Annotated in this window: 13 protein-coding genes and 1 tRNA gene; 11 read left to right on the top strand and 3 right to left on the bottom strand. The window is 36.7% G+C overall.

Annotated elements, in window-relative coordinates:
• Positions 1-127 precede the first annotated feature (127 nt).
• From ACTBZY_RS00995 to ACTBZY_RS01010, 4 genes are read left to right on the top strand one after another with little or no spacing between them, the layout of a single operon-like run.
• Complete coding sequence (locus ACTBZY_RS00995; protein ID WP_463044452.1) at positions 128-3559, top strand: TonB-dependent receptor; 3432 nt, start codon at positions 128-130, stop codon at positions 3557-3559.
• A gap of 4 nt (positions 3560-3563) precedes the next feature.
• The gene (locus ACTBZY_RS01000) at positions 3564-5111 is read left to right on the top strand and encodes a RagB/SusD family nutrient uptake outer membrane protein (RefSeq protein WP_463044453.1); all 1548 of its coding nucleotides are present in this window, start codon (positions 3564-3566) and stop codon (positions 5109-5111) included.
• A 15-nt stretch (positions 5112-5126) separates the two neighbouring features.
• Positions 5127-6470 (top strand): sulfatase family protein, encoded by a 1344-nt coding sequence (locus ACTBZY_RS01005; RefSeq protein WP_463044454.1) that lies wholly within the window; start codon positions 5127-5129, stop codon positions 6468-6470.
• Position 6471: 1 nt separating this feature from the next.
• The gene (locus tag ACTBZY_RS01010) at positions 6472-7869 is read left to right on the top strand and encodes a sulfatase family protein (protein ID WP_463044455.1); all 1398 of its coding nucleotides are present in this window, start codon (positions 6472-6474) and stop codon (positions 7867-7869) included.
• 345 nt (positions 7870-8214) lie between these two features.
• On the opposite strand, the gene ACTBZY_RS01015 is transcribed toward ACTBZY_RS01010, so the two are convergent.
• On the bottom strand, positions 8215-9258 hold the full coding sequence (locus tag ACTBZY_RS01015; protein ID WP_463044456.1) for a helix-turn-helix transcriptional regulator: 1044 nt from the start codon (positions 9256-9258) through the stop codon (positions 8215-8217).
• A gap of 385 nt (positions 9259-9643) precedes the next feature.
• On the opposite strand from ACTBZY_RS01015, the gene ACTBZY_RS01020 reads away from it, so the two are divergent.
• From ACTBZY_RS01020 to ACTBZY_RS01045, 6 genes are all read left to right on the top strand, one after another.
• Positions 9644-12364, top strand: a complete 2721-nt coding sequence (locus ACTBZY_RS01020) for a DUF11 domain-containing protein (RefSeq protein WP_463044457.1) — start codon at positions 9644-9646, stop codon at positions 12362-12364.
• Between the two features lie 646 nt (positions 12365-13010).
• Complete coding sequence (locus ACTBZY_RS01025) at positions 13011-13208, top strand: hypothetical protein (RefSeq protein ID WP_463044458.1); 198 nt, start codon at positions 13011-13013, stop codon at positions 13206-13208.
• A gap of 241 nt (positions 13209-13449) precedes the next feature.
• The gene (locus ACTBZY_RS01030; protein WP_463044459.1) at positions 13450-13647 is read left to right on the top strand and encodes a hypothetical protein; all 198 of its coding nucleotides are present in this window, start codon (positions 13450-13452) and stop codon (positions 13645-13647) included.
• A 226-nt stretch (positions 13648-13873) separates the two neighbouring features.
• Positions 13874-14497, top strand: coding sequence for a murein L,D-transpeptidase catalytic domain family protein (locus ACTBZY_RS01035; protein ID WP_463044460.1), 624 nt, complete (start codon positions 13874-13876; stop codon positions 14495-14497).
• Positions 14469-16169: a L,D-transpeptidase family protein gene (locus tag ACTBZY_RS01040; protein WP_463044461.1), complete on the top strand. Its 1701-nt coding sequence runs from the start codon at positions 14469-14471 to the stop codon at positions 16167-16169. The genes ACTBZY_RS01035 and ACTBZY_RS01040 overlap by 29 nt, the downstream gene beginning before the upstream one ends.
• Positions 16166-17257, top strand: a complete 1092-nt coding sequence (locus ACTBZY_RS01045) for an AI-2E family transporter (protein WP_463044462.1) — start codon at positions 16166-16168, stop codon at positions 17255-17257. The genes ACTBZY_RS01040 and ACTBZY_RS01045 overlap by 4 nt, the downstream gene beginning before the upstream one ends.
• On the opposite strand, the gene ACTBZY_RS01050 is transcribed toward ACTBZY_RS01045, so the two are convergent.
• On the bottom strand, positions 17258-18247 hold the full coding sequence (locus ACTBZY_RS01050; RefSeq protein ID WP_463044463.1) for an App1 family protein: 990 nt from the start codon (positions 18245-18247) through the stop codon (positions 17258-17260).
• 44 nt (positions 18248-18291) lie between these two features.
• Between ACTBZY_RS01050 and ACTBZY_RS01055 the strand changes: the two genes are divergently transcribed.
• Entirely contained in the window at positions 18292-19170 is an 879-nt protein-coding gene (locus ACTBZY_RS01055) for a diacylglycerol/lipid kinase family protein (protein WP_463044464.1), read from the top strand.
• A gap of 661 nt (positions 19171-19831) precedes the next feature.
• Here ACTBZY_RS01055 and ACTBZY_RS01060 read toward each other — a convergent pair.
• Positions 19832-19903 (bottom strand) — tRNA-Arg (locus ACTBZY_RS01060).
• Positions 19904-20106 lie beyond the last annotated feature (203 nt).

Genomic DNA, 20106 nt, shown 5'->3' on the forward strand with positions numbered 1-20106 from the left:
CAGATATAAAATATGATTTGAAAATACTTAAAAAAGTTAGAGATGCTGTAACATCTCCAACTAATTTTTACCCTTCTTGAAAAGGGATGTTTAAACGATTCTGACAACCATCAAACCTTGCGAAAATATGAAAAAATACCAATGCAAAACCCATTTGCTGAGGATTATTATGAGGACAACCTTATTTTATCTCTTAATTTCTTACACTTTTTGTACACTGTCACTTGCTCTACCAGGATATAGTCAGGTAGATTTAAAACAACGTGTTACACTGGTAAAGAACAATGTACCCCTTGAAAATGTATTAAAGGACATTGAAAACCAGGTCAATATTAAATTTATATACAGCCCAAGCGGTATCAACATCAATCAAAGAATAAATGTCAATGCCAAGAATAAAAGGGTTGATGCTTTGCTGAAGGAAATTCTAACACCTGTCCGATTAAAATACATAGTGGCTGAAGATAGAATTGTGTTGAAAATAAACGATGATATGAGTTCTCGGGTGATATTTTCAACGCCTACGCCTGTTGTCGATGAAATTATCAATAGGAAAATTCAAGGACAAATTACAGACGAACATAATGAAGTTGTTCCTGGAGCAACGGTCCTTGTAAAGGGCACCCAAATGGCCACACAGTCTGACGGGGATGGTAATTTTCAGCTTGAAATTCCTGATGAAGACGTGATTTTAGTTATTTCTTTTGTGGGTTATATCCACCGTGAAATAAACATAGCTAAAAATCAGCAGCAGATAACGGTACAACTAAGACCAGATGCTACCAACTTAAGCGAAATCGTGGTGGTAGGATATGGTAGCAGCCAAAAGGAGAATTTGACAGGGGCGATATCTACCATACAGTTCGATGAAAAATTAGAAAACAGACCGATAACCAATGCGTCACAAGCTTTGGGTGGAACGGCGTCTGGAGTTTGGGTGAGTCAAAATTCTGGAAAACCAGGCGGAGATGATGCCCAAATTAGAATTCGTGGATGGGGAACTTTGAATAATTCCAATCCTTTGATTCTAATTGATGGTGTGGAGGGTTCTTTTGATCAGATAAACCCATCGGATATCCAATCTATTTCAGTACTTAAAGATGCTGCGAGTGCCGCCATTTATGGTTCAAAGGCTGCAAATGGTGTGGTATTGGTAACCACTAAAATTGGAGTGAATAGAGAGAAGATGAGGGTCTCGGTAAACTCTTATGTGGGCGTGCAATCCTTAGGAAGGCACTATAATACCATTAATAATAGTGTTGAAAACATGGATTTGACCAATGCCGCCTTGGTTAATGGCGGCTCTAGTGAGCTTTATCCTCAAGATTTAATAAATCAATATCGCACAGGTACGGATAAATTTAAATACCCAAACACAGACTGGTTTAAGGAATTGTTTGACAATGCTTTGATTCAGCAAAATAACGTGTCTATCACAGGTGGCTCGGAGCAAACATCCACCTTTTTGTCCTTTAATCATCTTAATCAGAAAGGTCTGGTGCCCAATACGGAGTCTCAACGTTACGGGATTCGAGCAAATGTGGAATCACGAATTAACGACTGGTTTAAATTAGGTGGTCGATTAGGCTACATTAATAGAAATTCAAAAGAACCATATGCGGATATTACTTATGGCTCATTAGGGCGTGTTTTTGATATGCTTTCTGGTGCGGCACCCTTTATTGCACCGTATAATCGTGATGGAGATTATGGCTCTGTAGAGGTTTATAATCAAAATGGGGCTTTGCTTTATGATAATAGAAACCCACTAATTGATGCAGCCAATGGTCGAACTACTACGCAAAATAACTTGCTTACTGCCAATGCCACAGCGGAACTAACTTTAGCCAAAGATCTGGTTTTAAAAACGACATACGCACTAAACGGAACCTGGAACCTTATAGACAGATACAATTCTAGCGTGTTTGGTTATACAGATTCAGGGCAAGAGACCATTACAAAGAACTATAACAGAGAGGGTTTAGAAATGAACCGCGGAGTAGAGTATGGTGTAAGAACCAATCTTTATTCTACTTTAAACTATGTCAAAAGCTTTAATAATCGTCATGATTTTAAAGTTTTGGCTGGTTTCCAGAATGAGAATAATAAGATTCAGTCGGTATATGCTCGAAGAAACAACCCACCAAAAGAGGGTTTAACGCAGGTGGATGCGGGTACCTCGGGTATTCAAGGGACAGGAAATATGGATCGTTTGAAAATTCTTTCCTATTTCGGACGATTGAACTATGTTCTGGAGGACAAATACCTCTTTGAAGCCAACTTTAGAGCAGATGGCTCTTCTCGTTTTAAAAGTGGAAGCAGATGGGGGTATTTCCCAGGGTTTTCAGCGGGTTGGAGATTGTCTGAAGAACCTTTTTTAGCACAATCAGATCTTATTTCGAATATGAAACTAAGGGCATCGTGGGGTAGGCTGGGTAACCAGAATATTAATAGCTACTCGCCCTATCTGACTATCATAAGTCAAAGCAACTCTTTGAGCTATAATTATGGTGGCAGCTTTGCTCCAGGTGCCGCGGTGACTAACTTGGTAGATGAGAATATTACTTGGGAGCAAACCTCCACTTTAGACATTGGACTTGAAGTAGGAATATTGAAAAACAAGTTTACCCTAGAGGCGGATTACTTTAGAAAGAACACCACCGATATTTTAGTACAATTACCGATTCCCTTAACACTTGGTGGACTCACCTCACCTTTCGAAAACAAAGGGGCGATGTTGAATGAAGGGGTTGAGCTGATCTTAAACTACTATAGCCAGGTTTACGACCCTAATAAATTGAAATTCAATGTGGGTTTAAATGCTACTTATATCAAGAATTTGGTGACAGACTTCGGTACGGAACGCTCTCCAGATCAGTTATTCTTGATAAGACAAGGTTTCTCATTTAATGAACTTTACGGTTATAAAGTAGAGGGGATTTATCAGTCTAACGAAGAGGCTAAAACGCATATGTTTGCCAATGGTTTTGTGCCACAAGCAGGTAATTTAAAATTTCAAGATCTAAATAATGACGGAAGACTAGATTATCAAGATAAGCAATCTTTAGGAAACACTATTCCGAAAGTTACTTTTGGAGTATCGCCCTCTTTTAAATACAAAGGTTTTGACCTGAATATTTTACTTCAAGGTGTAGCAGGGGTAAAGCTTTTCAATCGTAATAATTTCACAAACTTGTCTTTTGAGAATAGAGTAATTGCTAAAAGTTGGTTGGATTCATGGACGCCTGAAAATACAGATACGGATATTCCAATGGCTAGATTTGATAATTCTTGGGATAATTCTGACTCTGATTTTTGGATAGTAAACGGAAGCTTTCTAAAAGTAAAAAATGCTCAGTTGGGATACACACTTCCTGAAAGTTTCATTTCAAAATATGGCTTAGAGAAAGCTTATCTGTATCTGAATGCACAAAACATATGGACTATCGCCAGTAGAGCCTATGATGGTTACGATCCAGAAAAGAGCACTTTCAGTTCGTCATCAAACCTGTACCCTGTGCCTAGAATACTTTCACTTGGCGTAAACTTAAACTTTTAATACAATGAGACTTAAAACTATATATATACTTTTAATTACCGTTTGCCTAGGTTGTAGTGACAGTTATTTAGACGTTTTTCCGGAAGATAAAATTACTTCAGCAAACTTTCCAGAAAATGAAAAGGACATCAAATTTGACTTAAATGGAGTTTACTCTTTGCTGAAAGAAAACGCTATTTATAATGAAGGCTTGTTTGGTTTTGGTGTTTTAGACGGGGCTACACCCAATGCTTATAATTGGGGAAATACAGCAATTGCTAAAATTGGTTCTGGCCAATTATCTTCTTCCGATGGTGAAATTCTAACATTTAGATGGACAAGATGTTACGCTATAATTTTTCGAGCAAACAGCTTGTTAAAGGATTTGGATAAAGTAGAACTTTCAGCAGAAGCCCGTAAAACTTACGAAGGAGAAGCTCATTTCTTAAGAGGTTTGGCCTATTCTCTTTTAGCAGATTCTTATGGTGGAGTCCCTCTTATTACCTCAGTAATATCGGCAGATGGTGCGAAAAATTTAAAGCGGGCAACTTTATCTGAGACATGGAATCAAGTCGTTTCTGATTACGATGTAGCCATTGCCAACTTGGCGGTTAAAGCACCTGAAGCAGGAAGGGCTGATAAAGGAGCAGCATTAGCCATGAAAATGAGAGCCTATTTGTATCAAAATAAATATGATAAAGTGCTGGAAGTAACGGAACAAATAGAAGCTCTAAATAAATACTCACTCTTCCCAAGTTACGAGGGCTTATTTAAAAGAGAGAATGAGAATAATGAAGAAGTGATTTTCGATATTCAATACATCAGAGGTGAGAATTCTCAAGGCTCATTTCATGATCAATATTGTGGTACGGGTACCGGAAGCTTTACAAGAGGAACTCGTTATGTACCTACGGATAATTTGGTGAATGCTTATGAAACGATAGATGGTTCTCCTGTAAATGCGTCCAAACCATATGAGAATAGGGACCCAAGATTAGGATTTACAGTCGTTGTTCCAGGCTCTTTTATTCTTGGTTACCAATTCCCAAATTACACTTATCCTGGCGGAGCGTATAATCATCCAGGTAATAGGTTGAAGCACCTTAGTTGTAGAAAATACAGAGAGAATGATATGGCCAATTTACCAACCTCTGGACAGTCTGAAATTAATGATATAGTGATACGCTATGCTGATGTGCTTTTGGCGAAAGCGGAAGCTCTCATTGAATTAAATAAGGATATTCCGCTAGCATTAGCATTAATTAATAAAGTAAGGACGGAGCGAGATGACGTGAAGATTACTAGAATCTCAATCAGTCTTTCACAAAGTGAAGCAAGAGAAAAATTAAGGCATGAGCGTAGAATAGAGTTTGCTCTTGAAGGGCTTTACTGGTCAGACATCAAAAGATGGGATTTAGCTAAGGAAATTTATCCATTAGTAATTAAAGATCATTTAGGAGGGGTTATTGAAACGAGATTCCCAAATGGGTATTTAGAGTATTATGATTTATTACCTATTCCAGCTAGTGAAATTTCTCTTAATCCAGGATTAGAACAAAACCCAAATTGGTAAAAACATACTTTAAGCATGCAAAAAACAAATCTCATTTTAATTATTGGGCTCTTTTTTAGCCAACTTACTTTCGCTCAAAGTGAAAAGCCGAATGTGCTTTTGATTCTGGTGGATGATTTAGGCTATAACGATGTGTCTTACTACGGTAATAAGGATGTAAAAACGCCAAATCTCGATGCACTATGTAAGGCAGGAATGAGGTTTGACAATTTCTATGCTAACTCTCCCGTATGCTCACCTACGAGAGCATCATTAATGACGGGGAAATATCCTGATGCTGTGGGTGTACCTGGCCTAATTAGATATCCTAAAGCGGATAACTGGGGTTACCTAAAACCCGATGTTCAGCTTCTACCCGCTGCATTAAAAGAAAATGGATATGCTACTGCTATGGTTGGAAAATGGAATCTAGGGTTAGAGTCACCAAATTTACCGAATCAAAAAGGCTTCGATTATTTTCATGGCTGGCTAGAAGATATGATGGAAGACTATTACGACCATAAACGCCATGGAATTAATTTTATGCGTGAGGACGATAAAGTGGTTACTCCTGTGGGACACGCCACCGATGTTTTTACGGACTGGTCTATAGACATTATAGAAAAAGCGGCCAATAAGGAAAAACCTTTCTTTTTGTATTTGGCATATAATGCACCACATTTTCCGGTACAGCCTCCAAAGGAATGGTATAACAAGGTGATGGCTAGGGAGCCTTCGATGGATCCTAAAAGAGGAAAGTTAGTGGCTTTAATTGAGCACCTAGATGATGGGATTGGACGCGTTGTGAAAAGTTTGAAAGAAACAGGGCAATACGAAAATACACTTATCTTTTTTGTAAGTGACAATGGCGGAAATCTGGATGACTTAGCTAATAATTTACCTTATCGAGATGGAAAACAAAGTATGTTTGAAGGTGGTTTAAGGGTGCCAGCCTTTGCCACATGGCCTGCAAAAATTAAGAACGGAACCGTTTCTAATGAGCAATTATTGACCATGGATATCTTTCCAACACTAGTTGATTTAGCGAATGGTTCAAACAAAGGGAATTGGGACGGCGAAAGTTTTAAGCAGGTTTTATTGGAAACTATCGCACCGTTTTCGGAAAGACCCGTATACTTTGTTAGGCGTGAAGGCGGAATAAAGTATGGAGGAAATGATTACCATGCCTTGATTTATCAAGGTTGGAAAATTTTACAAAATACGCCGTATTCACCTTTAGAACTGTATCACATAAATCAGGACCCTTACGAGAAGAGAAACTTGGCTAGTGAAGAACCTAAAAAGCTTGGGGAATTGAATAAATTATTATTGACTTATATACAAAAAGGTGGTCAAACACCTTGGCAAAAACCCAATTAAAATGAATAAATTGAAATGGATACTATTCGCTATAATAGGCTTGAGTACTCAAGAGAGCCACGCTCAAAAAAAAAGTCAGCCTAATTTTATTGTCATATTTACTGACGATCAGGGTTATGGAGACTTGAGCAGCTTTGGACATCCCACTATTAAGACACCCAATATTGATAGAATGGCATACGAAGGACAAAAATGGACTAACTTTTATGTGGCTTCTAATGTTTGTACACCTTCACGTTTTGGTCTTATGAGCGGTCGTTTGCCCGTAAGAGCAGGTATGGAAGGTCCGGATAGTAGACGTGTGTTTTTCCCAGATTCGGAAGGTGGAATACCCGCGGATGAGCTAACTATTGCAGAAATGCTGAAGAAGAAAAACTATAGCACAGCCTGTGTTGGTAAATGGCATTTAGGACATTTACCAGAATATTTGCCTACTTCAAATGGCTTTGATTACTATTTCGGTATTCCATATTCAAATGACATGGACCGAAATCCAGCCTTTAAGTATGACAGAAATCAAAAGACAAATCCAGATAGTCATGGGTTTAATGTGCCAATTCTAAGAAATGAAACAGAAATAGAAAGACCTGCAAATCAAAGTACATTGACGCAGCGTTACACAGAAGAATCGATCAAGTTTATTAAAGAGCATAAGAAGAAGCCTTTTTTCTTATATATGGCTCATAATATGCCGCATATCCCATTATTCAGTAATACTAATTTTACTGGCACAAGTGAAAGAGGACTATACGGAGATGTTATACAAGAAATAGATTGGAGCGTAGGGCAGATTTTTGAAACCTTAAAATCAGAGGGTCTAGATGATAATACCTATGTTATTTTTACGACGGATAATGGTCCTTGGCTTGTTTTCGGAGAAAATGGTGGTTCTGCGGGTTTATTGTATGGCGGAAAGGGTACGAGCTATGAAGGTGGCCAAAGAGTACCTTGTGTCATTTGGGGTAAAGATGTAAAATCGGGAATAGTCTCAAAAATGGGAAGCACCTTAGATGTATTGCCTACCATATGCAGTTTAGCCGGAATTGACGTACCCAAAGACCGTATTTTAGATGGATATGATCTCTCTCCAGTGCTACGTGGAGAAGACAAAACCCCACGCGATGAGATGTTTTATTATCATGGAACACGACTTTTTGCAGTAAGGAAAGGGGCTCATAAACTTTACTTTTTATCAAATAATCCCGTAGGATATCCGCCTAAAATAGAAGAATTGGATAAACCTACTTTGTTTAATGTACTTACAGACCCGTCGGAGAAGATAGATATTGCATCAGAGAATCAAGATATTGTAAATAGATTAAAGAAAATAGCGGAGGTTCATTTGGCCACGGTAAAGGAAGTTCCGAACCAATTAACAAGAATTGCTAAAAAGCAGTAAGCTTTATATTTAAAACCTAGGAATGGATAAGTCTTGGGTTAAGAAATTGATGTTATTTATTTCGTATTACAAATTCCTAAATTAAAGGAGTAGGCTGTGTTATAGTTGGTATATGAATTACAGTAGAGTTATTAAGACTCTACTGTTTTTTTGTTTTAACCGAAATGGAATAATGGAACTCTTAAGTCTTTTTGAGTTAAAGCTTTGTTTCGCATTATAGAATCCATAAAATCAAGAATTCATCCTGTTTTAATAGGCATAAATGTATAAAGCAGCGTTCACGGCAGAAAATGGTGCAAGAGCTCCAATCCGTTTATTCTAAATGGCTGTACTAAATCTCACTAATTATAGCTTATCACCCTTTCTGAAAAGTTTTGGGGGTATTCCTGTATATTTTTTGAACCATTTATTGCAATTACTTTGGCTTGAAAAGGAAAGTTGATTGGATATTTCCTTCATGCTATGGTTAGTGGTTGTCAGTAGTTCTTTTGCTAAATTTAACTTTAAATCATTGTAATAACAGAGGATAGCTTTTCCATAGAAATTTTTAAATTCCAAGCACATTTTCGTTTTAGATATTCCAAATTCTTCTGATAGGTTTTTTAAAGAAGGGGAGCTTGAATTTAGAGTTTGGTTAAGCTTTCGTTCTATAAGTATTAATTTATTGAAGTCTTTGTCGTGAATTGTTGAAGCTTTTTGGCAAGGAGATTCTTTAAGGTATTTAATCACGAAGAAATAATCTCCAAGCATCTTTAGGAAGTCTCCGAGTTTGTCAAATTTATTGCAGTGGGATTGGTCATGAAAAGTATTAAGGGTTTCAAACAGTTTATCAATGCATACAACCTTATTAAGGCCAATTATTTCAGATGGTCTCCGTTTATTAAACAAAGGCTCCTGAAAGTTAAGATTGGCATTGTCAGGTAGCATTTTGTCTAGCACATTTTGGTTTAAAAATAATAAGTGGAATATGCAGGGTTCATCTTTTTGGATAATAAAATTAGGTATGTCACTAAACTGTGATAGTAGGTGACATGAAATCGTGGTTTTATCATTTTCACCCCCAGGGTTTAGCATAGATTCATTTACAGAATTCTCCTGCTCTTTAGCGTTTAGAAATCTAACAGAATTTGATGACCCTTTTTGGAATAATAATAATTTATAATTCTTGGCATGTTCTGTCTGATAGAAGTTGAACTTGATAGCTTTATTTAGCTTAATATCAAACTGTAAATATTGAATGTTAGCGTCTATTTTTTTAAAACGATAACTTCCTAATCCAGTTTTTTCGTCTAATTCAAATTCATTCGAAGTTGAAGAGACTTCATTGTATTGCAAAATATCTTTCCAGAATGTCGAAGGGTCTTTCGCATTAATATTATAATGTGTCATGTAAGTTTAAACGGCGTATTATGGTTTTCATGGTTCTAGCTAAAACAAAGCTAGGGCGTATATCTAATGCCTAATGAAGTGAAAATAAGGCAATATACAAAGGCAAATTGTCTATATTATTTGTGATTCAATAGACCTTATAAGTTACATAATGACCTAAAAGTACATGCATATACCATTCTTGTAATTTGAAGGGAAAGATTTAGGTTTTCTATTTTGTTTACGATGAATAGATTAGCTTGAGGTAGGTCAGTCTTTTCCTAATTAAGGTAATTAAATTGTCCTATTGTTCTTTTAAATATTCCGTTAGTTCTTCTTTTAGTGTATGGCACTTAAAAGGCATGTGAATTGTGATTCCTGTCTTCACAATAAAACTTTAAATGCCATGATAAGAAACCTCAAATTTGGTTATCTTTTTTTAATTTTTCTTTCAGCTTCCGTCTATGGTCAGATATCTGAAACCAATGGAATATGTACAGATCCAATAGTAGGAGCTGGAGTATTTATCAATCAAGCAAGAACTGCCGGAATTAATCTCTTAGGTGGGGTGCCATCAGCGAATAATTCTGTGGATGGGAACTTGAGTAATTATGCCGAAATGCAAACGGGAGTGGCATTATTAGGTGACGGCACTGCTTTGTCTATCAAAGACTCTGTTCATCTCTACCCGTCTGGAAATAAAGCTGGTTTTGTAATCCAAACTACTGGGGGAATCCTGAGTGCTGATGTTTTGTCTGCACTAAGTATTAAACTCTATAAAAACAATGTACTGGTTCAAACGGGAACCACGGGCAGCGGATTAGTTTCATTGGGTTTGTTAAGTGGTTCGTCTGGTCTTCAAAGAGTTGGAATAATAGCTACTTCTGATTTTGATGAGATTCAGATTACGGTGGATGGGACTTTATCATTATTAACTAACCTCCGGGTTTATTATGCCTATGAAGAACCTGTTAGCTGCCCAAGCAACTGTATTGTGGCTGCAAAAGCATCATCTGGAGCGAGTATTGTTAGTGGTAGAACAGGAATTAGTGGTATTTGTCTGCTATGCTCTGTCGACAATCAATCTAATGTCATAAACAATGATACCACACTTTTTGCCACTATTAATCAGACGGTTGGCTTAGGTGTTAGTGGCTCTATATCTGTTAAAACTGGAGCTGCAAAACCAGCAGGAACCGAAGCCGGTTTCGCCATTTCACCATCTTCTGGGATTTTGGACTTGAATGCTCTTGGAAGTATTCAAATCACAACGTATTTAGGAGGCGTTTTAAAACAGTCGTATACTGCAAACAACGCTTTGGTAACTGCGAGTGTATTGAGCAATTCATCCATACAAACCGTATCATTTAAAACGGCACAAAGCTTTGATGAAATTAGACTTACCGTAAATGCTGCCGCTAGCTTATTGGCGACTATGAAGGTATATTATGCTTACACCGCTTTAGACTCAGATGGAGATGGCGTTTATGATTGTTTAGATAAATGTGCTGGAAATGATTTGCAAGACAATGATGGAGACGGTATTCCAGACGATTGCGACTTAGATGACGATAATGACTTAATCCCAGATACGGATGAAATCACTGTATATTTAACCGATCCATTTGATGGTGACACGGATGATGACGGACTTTCTGATTATGCAGAGATCTTTGCAAGTTCTCCTTTGTCTGCGGCCACTAATCCTTTATTGGCTGATTCTGATAATGATGGTATCCAAGACGGTACTGAGGTAGGCATTACCTTACCGAATAAATATACAAATATTGCTGTTTTCATACCAGATAGCGACCCCACTTCCACTACAGATCCCCTTAATGCTGATACAGATAACGATGGATACACTGATGGTGCTGAAGACAAAAACTTTAATGGACGGGTAGATGCAACAGAGAGTGACCCTAACAACCCATGTGACCCCGTTGCTTGTAGCATAGATCTGAATCTGAAAAAAACAGTAAATAAATCAATAGCCGCTATGGGTGATACCCTTATATACTCGCTTATTTTAGTGAATGAAAACCTTGGTGTTGCGGCCACAGGAGTTCAGGTTTTAGACCAATTACCTTTAGAAACGCAATACGTTAGTCATATAGGATACGCAGGAACCACTTTTGACCCGATAAGTGGCATCTGGGATATTGGAAATGTGATGGCAACTATTGATACGGTAACCTTAAGTATATCCGTAAAAGTGGTGGGTTCTGGCGTGATTTCTAATGCTGCAGAAGTAATAGCTGCAGACCAAACAGATATAGATTCTACACCAGGTAACAACAAGCTTAATGAAGATGATTTTGGGCTAGCTTGTTCAAGTGTTCCATTTGATATATGTGGGGGAGATGCTATAACTTTAAGTGTGGCAGCCGGATATACTTCATACCAATGGAATCTGAATGGTCTTCCTATTGTTGGTGCTACATCAAATACGCTTAACGTTTCAACCCAAGGTTCCTATACGGTAGATATAGATAATGAAACTGGCTGTGTTACAGGCCTATGTTGTCCTTTTATTGTAGTTGGTGGTATTGCTACAGACGTAACCATTGCAGGAACCGATAGCTTATGTTCTGGAAGTCCTATCAACCTTACAGCCTCTGGTTCAGGAACTATTACGAGCTATTTATGGACGCTACCAAACGGTTCATTACTGTCTAACAGTACAGTAAGTATAAATTCAGCCACTGCATTAAATAGTGGTAATTATATATTGGTTGCAACTTTTGAAAGCGGTTGTACCGCAATTGACACTTTCAATGTTGTAGTGAATCAAAGTCTGGCAGTACATAGCATTGTAACGCTTTGTGATAATAATGGGACAGAAAATGATGGAGCAGATGATACGTTCAACTTTAACATAAACCCTACTGGGAAATTAGGGAACTCCTATTCAATTATAGGAAATGGCTTAAGCTTTACGGGATTAAATGTGGGTCAACCTAGTGGTCCAGTCGGAAATTTTAGTATTGCTAGTGGTTCATTTAGTGTCACAATTAAGGATGAAAATAGTAAATGTGCAACAGATATTTCCATAATACCACCTTACAATTGTTCCAGCTGTAATGTTTCTTTATGTGTTCCAATTTCAATAGTAAAAACCAAGTAAAATAACCAAATAGAAGTATTTGAAAGAAAAGAGGTCGCTCCATAATAAAATGGACGACCTCTTTTTTGTTAATTATATTTTTTTAAAAGCTTTGGAGTAGTGCTAAACTACACTTCTGTATTTAGCTATAGCTTCAAAGTAGACCGAACCTGTTGATATATTTGAACGAAGTTTTTTGATTTGAAGTCTGGGATTTCAAGTGCCTCATTTTATGAGCCTTAAATTGGATTTTGACCCTCAATCAAATGAGATTTTAGAAATAAGAATGACCGGCTGGATTTATACCTAGCCACCAACTACCGCTATATGGAAGAATCATAGATACACATTACCCGTTTTACCTAACGTGTGAATTATATAACTTTGACACTCAAATATGTAATACTTCTGATGACTAATATCGGAGCTTTGTCTGAAGCAAAATTCCTTCACGCGATGAAGTAGTAACAAGACAAAATCAACAGAAAATAATACACCGACGTTCAGAATCCATTTATAATGGAGAATTTTTGAAGGTTATAAGTCCAACTAACGACCTATCGTTTTTTTGTAAAGATGTTGCTAATATGCAATAAGGGCTTCTTAGATAAAGCGTGGATTTTAGCGGATGCGTATACCAAATGTAATGTTTAAAAAAAAATGATAAATGACAGCTAAATTAGAATTAGAACAAAATATCATAAACATTACCACTACTATTCTTCAGAAATTTCCGGAGTTATTGAAGTACATTATGGAGATGCCAGAAAACAGATCAAAAGAAGGTGAAATTAACATCGAAAACCTTGAAAATCACTATCAGTTTTTACAAGAATTAGTAATGGAATATACGAAATCGCATTAGGCTGCGACCTCTCCTCAGAATATCGAGAAACAGGAATTTCCAGGATCGGAGTTGGATGACGATCAGGAACGCATTGGGAGCAAAGATGAGGAAAATAATTATTACAGTAATGGCGGAATAACCATAACGATTTAGAGGAAGATAGAGGTTAATTAATGCCGTTTTAAACTTAAGTAGGCTTTTGAAAAAGTATCACATCTTCTAAGTAAATTTGAAGCAGACATTAAATAAAAAAAAACAAATGAATCTTAAAAGAATCTTCGGAGCATTGCTTACAGTTTTGGGAATCGCAGGGCTTATCTATGCCTCAATTTTGTTTGTAAATTCCTCTTCGTCCAGCGTAAATGCTATAAAAGGACCAATCATTTATGGCGTAATTGGCTTTCTGTTTTTCCTGTCAGGTATCAGTTTGATTCGTACAACAAAGGATGAGGCGTAGACGTAAATGAATATGGTAATGGAAGTTTATTAGTTGGTATCAGAGCGTAACGTTTAGATACTGGCGTTGGTTAATTCGCCATTTTTTAAATGGTCTGTAATCAAATCTTGAAAAAGACTTTATCGAGATATAAGTTTTAGGGCTTCACACGTCAAAAGATAAATAGTCTTATCCGCAATGTATACTAGGTTATTGTTGTTACAATTAAAACGCTTCCATTAAGATTATGTTTATCGGCATTCAATTACTTTATTTTCTTCTTAATTTTTCTTCTTTTAAAGCAACAGAAAATCCAGCTGTTGTAGCTATTGAGACATCAGAATCAATCTATGCGGATTGTCAGCTCACAGGCATTGTTAATTATGATGCATTTAAAGAAGCAATGCTTGGTTATGAAAAGTTTCATCCAACAAAATCAATCATAACGATAGTTGATTTTTCACTGCCTTCAAGCGTAGAAAGATTTTTTGTAATCAATATTGAAGAGAAAAAATTACTTTTTTCGTCGTTGGTTGCTCACGGTAAAAATTCAGGCGAAAATATGGCTCATTCGTTTTCTAACATTATGGAATCTCACCAAAGTAGCTTAGGGTTTTACATGGTGGGTAACGAAATACAGAGTCCAAAACACGGTTCAGCCCTATTACTCTTTGGCTTAGAAAAGGGCATTAACGATAATGCCCGTCGCCGAGAAATTATTATTCACGGGGCTACTTATGTTAGTAGCTCTTTTGTTCAACAACACGGACGCTGTGGTCGCAGTTTTGGCTGCCCAGCTTTGCCACAAGAACTTATTCCGCAGGTAGTACCTGTACTTGCCAATGGAAGCTTACTTTATATCCATAGTTAAAAAAAGACCGGTTCAATTAGGCATCCTTGCTTTTGTTATTTGTGCCCTCATTGCTACTTTTTTTATTGTCAAATCTGTTAAAAAGAAAAGGAAGGCAATTTTGGCTGACCAAAGTGTCTATTCAGATCAAAATTTTACTGATTTAAAAACGGATAGTTTGGAGATTGATTCATTCTTTAAGAATTTTTCTGCTAACGACTCCATTCAAAATGAAGTAAGGGCGTTTTATAACCGCAGAAACTATCAATTGGCATGGTTCAACGAAAAAGGGATGACCAATGCAGCTCCTAACTTTTTTAGCCAACTACTAAGTCATATTCAAGAGTTTGAAGATAAGGTATTGGTAAATGGTACTTTGGATAGCTTAATGATGCTTTCGCAAACTGACGAGAAACTATTCCTCTCACAAGAGAAAAATATTTATCAGTTAGAATTGATGCTTACGACCACATTTTTCAACTATGCCTATAAAACATTTAGTGGTACGATAGCGGACCCATTCGACCTCGAATGGTTTATTCCTAGCAAAAAGAAAAACTACCAAACTTTACTCGATTCACTGGTATCATTTACTAGAGGTGAGAAAGTGCAAGAGCCTGTCAATCAGTATTATATTTTACTCAAAGCTAAGTTAATAAATTACCGAGAAATTCAGAAAAAGGGGGGCTTGCCAATGGTTGAAACTGACGCAAAATTATTGGCAATCGGCGACAGTAATGCTTGTATATCTAGTGCTAAAAAGCACTTGTTTTTGACGGGTGATTTAGCAGAAAAAGAGAACTCAAATATTTTCACCGATTCATTGGAAACCGCCCTGAAACGTTTTCAACATCGTATGGGTTTAGTGGAAAACGGAAAAATAAATGCTGCAACTTTAGTTGAGTTTAACGTACCCATAGAACAGCGAATAAAACAAATAATGGTCAATATGGAACGCCTTCGTTGGGTACCTGTTGAAATTGAAAATGAATATTTGCTAGTGAATATACCAGAATTTAGGCTACACATTTTTGAAAATCAAAAGCAAGTTTGGCAAATGAATGTAGTGGTTGGAAAGGACATACATAAAACGAATATTTTCAAGGGTAACATTTCTCGAATTGTATTAAACCCTTACTGGGGGGTGCCTACTAGCATTGTTCGGAATGAAATTTTGCCAAAGCTTAAGAAGAACGCTGGATATTTAGTTAGGAATAATATGGAGGTTTTATCAGGAAATACAGTGGTAGATGCAAACAATATTAATTGGAATAAATACAGTGGAAATGTTCCGTATAATTTTCGTCAAAAGCCTGGTGAGAACAATGCCTTAGGTAAAATCAAGTTTTTGTTTCCCAATAACTTCAGCATTTATTTACATGATACACCCTCTAAAAGTTTATTTAATGAGTCCAGCAGGGCTTTTAGCCATGGTTGTATTAGGGTTGCAGAGCCGCATAAGTTAGCCCTTTATTTGCTTAGAAATGAAACAGAATGGAGTGAATCAAAAGTTGATAATATACTCAAAACCAATAACGAAACGAGTATAAAAGTAAGCCCAACTGTGCCAGTTTATATTGCCTATTTTACTTCATGGGTTGATAACACCGGAGCATTGAATTTCAGAAAAGACATTTATGATTTGGACGAAAAATTGGCTGACGAAATTTTTGGAGAAACAGTAAAGCAATGATAGTCACGACAAATTCCGCCATAAAAAAAATAGTACTTATCTTTTTGGTTGTGGCGGGTTTATACTATGCGAAAACGTTCTTGATGCCACTCTTAATAGGAGGTATTTTAGCAACAGTGTTTTTGCCTTTTTGCAATTGGTTAGAAAAGAGAGGGTTTTCAAGAGGCGTTTCTTCTTTTTTTGCTTTTTTGCTACTTGTTTTAATTGTCGCCATTTTGGTTTCACTGCTTGGCTGGCAGATTTCGGGACTAATCAAGGACGTTGGTATTATCAAACAAAAGGCCATTGAAGTCGGTACCAGTATACAACAATACATTTTCAGTAATTTAGGAATTTCTTTAGCAAAGCAGTCAAAAATGCTCGAAGGAGAGCAGCCTTCGCTGGCTAGTATCATGCAGTTGACAATCGGCTCTTTGAGCTCAATGATCTCCTTTTTTGTATTGATAATTACATATTTTTTGTTTCTGCTCTATTCACGAAAACACATCAAGCAATTTTTTATACGTCTGGTTTCGCCTTCACAACAAGCTGAAATGGCACAAATCCTTACGAGTGCCACCAATGTTTCACAGCAATATTTGCTCGGCCTTTCAAAAATGATAGTTTGTTTATGGTTCATGTATGGCATTGGATTTAGTTTTCTGGGTATAAAAAATGCTATTTTCTTCGCAATTCTATGCGGATTATTAGAAATTATTCCCTACGTAGGTAACCTTACAGGCAGTGCACTTACACTTTTGGTAGCGGCTTTGCACGGAGCTAGCCCATCAACTTTGGGTGGAATCGTAATTATTTACGCTAGTGTGCAGTTATTTCAAGGTTGGGTTTTGGAGCCATTAATATTAGGACGTCAAGTGAAAATAAATCCTTTATTTACTATTATAGCTCTGGTTTTAGGTGAATTGGTTTGGGGTATTCCAGGTATTTTATTGGCAATTCCGCTCTTAGCAATTTTCAAAATCGTTGGCGACCACATTGAGCAACTAAAACCATATAGTTTTTTGGTTGGGGAGCTAGAATTCGAAGTGTCTGATACTAGTTTTGTTAAGAAGTTAAAACGTAAGTTTAGGAGTCTTTGGGAGAAATAATCAAGTAATCAATCCAATTCCTTTTGCATGTAATATAGCCTCGTCGGTATGTTTAAACAGGTATGTATGAATGGACTTTTCTTTTATTGAGTCTATTAAGTTTAAAGTCGAGCGTTCCTTTTTGAGGCTGATATTTCTAAAATAGATACATGCAATCTGTTTGGGATATTTGTTTGCTATGGACGAATAGATTTCTGGGTCACTTTGCGAATTATCGCCCAAAAGAACAAATCTCTGTTTTGGAAATGAATCTAATATTCGAGTTACCTGAAGCAGTTTTCTCTGGTGTTTACCAGTTCCTGTTTTGAACAATTGATACCATTTTTTGATTTTGTTTAATAGAAATGCCCCTTTGGGGAGTTCATTATGCTTGAAAAACGCATTCAAATCATCATATAAATTCCATTCACTGCTTGAAACATAAAAAAAAGGATTGGGGTTTTTGACTTCAGTGTGTGCCAATGAAAGCAATTGATAAAATTTCACGACATCGGCAAATGTTTTTCGGCTACGTGGATTCTTGGTAAACATCACACTAAGCTTTTTGCCAGTAGTAGCCGAATGTGATACAAGAACGGTGTCGTCAATGTCTGAAATGAAACCGTATTGGGTAGAATTTGGTACGAAAATTTTACCTTGTCCCGTTTCAATGATTTGGTTTTGAGGATTTAATAAATGCACTTTTATCAAATGCCAACCTGCAGCTACTTCTTTAGAGGATTGCCATTCAAATTTAAAAAAACCATCATTTTCAGTAAGGCTAAAAAAGTGTTCGTTTTGCCAGTCTAATTGTACTTTTACATAAGGAAGTGGCTTTACAAGAAACAACTTCACTAAATGGGAAATATTAGAAAATACATTATTAGAAAACTTACTTTTGCTAAGACCTTTTCCAGCTAAAATATGACCATAAACAATCAAATTATGGGTATGTCCATAGCCATGATAGACTTTTACTGTGGCTGTAAAATTTTCGTTTTCCCATTCCATTTAAGCAATTTACTAAACTCTGAGTGCTTATTAGAATTTATTATATGAATGAAAATCTGGTTCTCAAACTACTTTTTATTGTCAATCCTTTTTCAGGAAATAAGAACACCGACTGGTCATTGGAGATAAAGACATATTTTAAAAAGTCACCTCATTTTTATGCAATACATTACCTCACTAAAGACTGTACAGTAACGTCAATCAAAGAATTAATATACACTTTTTCGCCACAGCGAATCATTGCTGTAGGAGGAGATGGCACAATAAAATTAGTAGCAGAATGTCTGATATATTCAAACATACCATTGGGGATTATTCCCGCTGGTTCGGCCAATGGCATGGCAAGTGAATTAGGTATTTCAGAAAACCCAAAATTGAATTTAGATGTAATATTGCAAGGGATTACCCGTAAAATACACTTGACCAATATCAATAATCAAATATGTATTCACCTAAGTGATATTGGCCTAAATGCCTATGCCATGAAGAAATTCAATTTTCGTAATAAACGAGGTAAGTGGGGTTATTTTATGGTTAGTTTAAACGTTTTATTCCAAAACCCTAAGATGGAAGTTGTTATGGAAATTGATAAGAAGACCATTAAACTACATGCCGAAATGATAGTAATAGCCAATGCTACGCAATATGGTAGTGGTGCAATAATAAACCCAGTGGGGAAGTTAGATGATGCGTTGTTTGAAGTTATAGTGGTGAAAAAAGTTTCGATTCTAGAAGTACTAAAAATGGTTTTTACGCATAGAGCGTTTGATTCTTCAAAAACAGAGGTCTTCCAAACGCATGATTTATGGATACGGTCAGTCAAAAAAGTGCATTTCCAAGTCGATGGAGAATATATTGGAAAAGTAAATGAAATTAAAGCAATGTTGATTCCCGATGCCATAGAGGTGATTATTCCTGCGTAATAAATGCCCTTGGATCTTTCAAAAGAATGAACGGGTTTGTTAAAGAAGATAGGTTTTAAATACAATATGTCCTTGGATGATTTGGGTAGCATTATCAAAAAACCAAAGCGTTGAATGGTACACTTGTATGTAATAAATAGCTGTTTTTATATCCGTTAGCTTATTCCTTTCGTCCCAAAGGTCAGTGAAGAAGACAGGTTTTCTTTATTAAAATTAATAGGTATCAACCATTTTTACTCTCCTAATGGAGCATACTGAACAAATCATCTTGATGAGTCTTGCCTGAGTTGTCGTGACATGACGACAGATTTTGCCTTATTCTGTATGGATTTCGCGACAATGTAAAATTTGAATGAACTTCATTGTTTTCTCTGGCATAGTGCTTCACATGGATGAAAATTTTGTTTCAATGGGATTCTAAATGAAACACGGCCTTTCTAAGAAGGGTGGAGTTTTACGCAAGGTTAATCATTGCAATGCTCGCCAACAATTTGATGATAGCTATTCAATAGAAAAAGAAGACAATGCTAAGCCCTAATTATAAAGAAACCAGTCAATGGGTTTCATGCAGAGATGGGTTTTAATTGGATTTGGTGTACTCATCGAGACACCATTATTGAGTTTGTAAATGCGTTCTAGTTGATAATGCTTGATTTTGTAGTGGCTCCGGAGCGAATCGAACGCTCATCAAGGGTACCGGAAACCCTCATTCTATCCATTGAACTACGGAGCCATTTTATTTTAAATCCTTCACCGAGTAAACCGTATACCGAACGGGCGGTGAACCCTTTCTATCTCCCGATAGCTATCGGGAGAACTACGGAGCCATTTTATTTTAAATCCTTCACCGAGTAAACCGTATACCGAACGGGCGGTGAACCCTTTCTATCTCCCGATAGCTATCGGGAGAACTACGGAGCCATTTTATTTTAAATC

It is taken from the genome of Arcticibacterium sp. (assembly GCF_055134445.1).

Excerpts from the sequence above, each read along its gene's own strand:
- ACTBZY_RS01010 (WP_463044455.1), top strand. The coding sequence starts at position 6,472 with ATGAATAAATTGAAATGGATACTATTCGCTATAATAGGCTTGAGTACT.
- ACTBZY_RS01040 (WP_463044461.1), top strand. The coding sequence starts at position 14,469 with ATGGAAGCTTACTTTATATCCATAGTTAAAAAAAGACCGGTTCAATTA.
- ACTBZY_RS01020 (WP_463044457.1), top strand. The coding sequence starts at position 9,644 with ATGATAAGAAACCTCAAATTTGGTTATCTTTTTTTAATTTTTCTTTCA.
- ACTBZY_RS01025 (WP_463044458.1), top strand. The coding sequence starts at position 13,011 with ATGACAGCTAAATTAGAATTAGAACAAAATATCATAAACATTACCACT.
- ACTBZY_RS01035 (WP_463044460.1), top strand. The coding sequence starts at position 13,874 with ATGTTTATCGGCATTCAATTACTTTATTTTCTTCTTAATTTTTCTTCT.
- ACTBZY_RS00995 (WP_463044452.1), top strand. The coding sequence starts at position 128 with ATGAAAAAATACCAATGCAAAACCCATTTGCTGAGGATTATTATGAGG.
- ACTBZY_RS01030 (WP_463044459.1), top strand. The coding sequence starts at position 13,450 with ATGAATCTTAAAAGAATCTTCGGAGCATTGCTTACAGTTTTGGGAATC.
- ACTBZY_RS01005 (WP_463044454.1), top strand. The coding sequence starts at position 5,127 with ATGCAAAAAACAAATCTCATTTTAATTATTGGGCTCTTTTTTAGCCAA.
- ACTBZY_RS01000 (WP_463044453.1), top strand. The coding sequence starts at position 3,564 with ATGAGACTTAAAACTATATATATACTTTTAATTACCGTTTGCCTAGGT.
- ACTBZY_RS01055 (WP_463044464.1), top strand. The coding sequence starts at position 18,292 with ATGAATGAAAATCTGGTTCTCAAACTACTTTTTATTGTCAATCCTTTT.
- ACTBZY_RS01045 (WP_463044462.1), top strand. The coding sequence starts at position 16,166 with ATGATAGTCACGACAAATTCCGCCATAAAAAAAATAGTACTTATCTTT.
- ACTBZY_RS01050 (WP_463044463.1), bottom strand. The coding sequence starts at position 18,247 with ATGGAATGGGAAAACGAAAATTTTACAGCCACAGTAAAAGTCTATCAT.
- ACTBZY_RS01015 (WP_463044456.1), bottom strand. The coding sequence starts at position 9,258 with ATGACACATTATAATATTAATGCGAAAGACCCTTCGACATTCTGGAAA.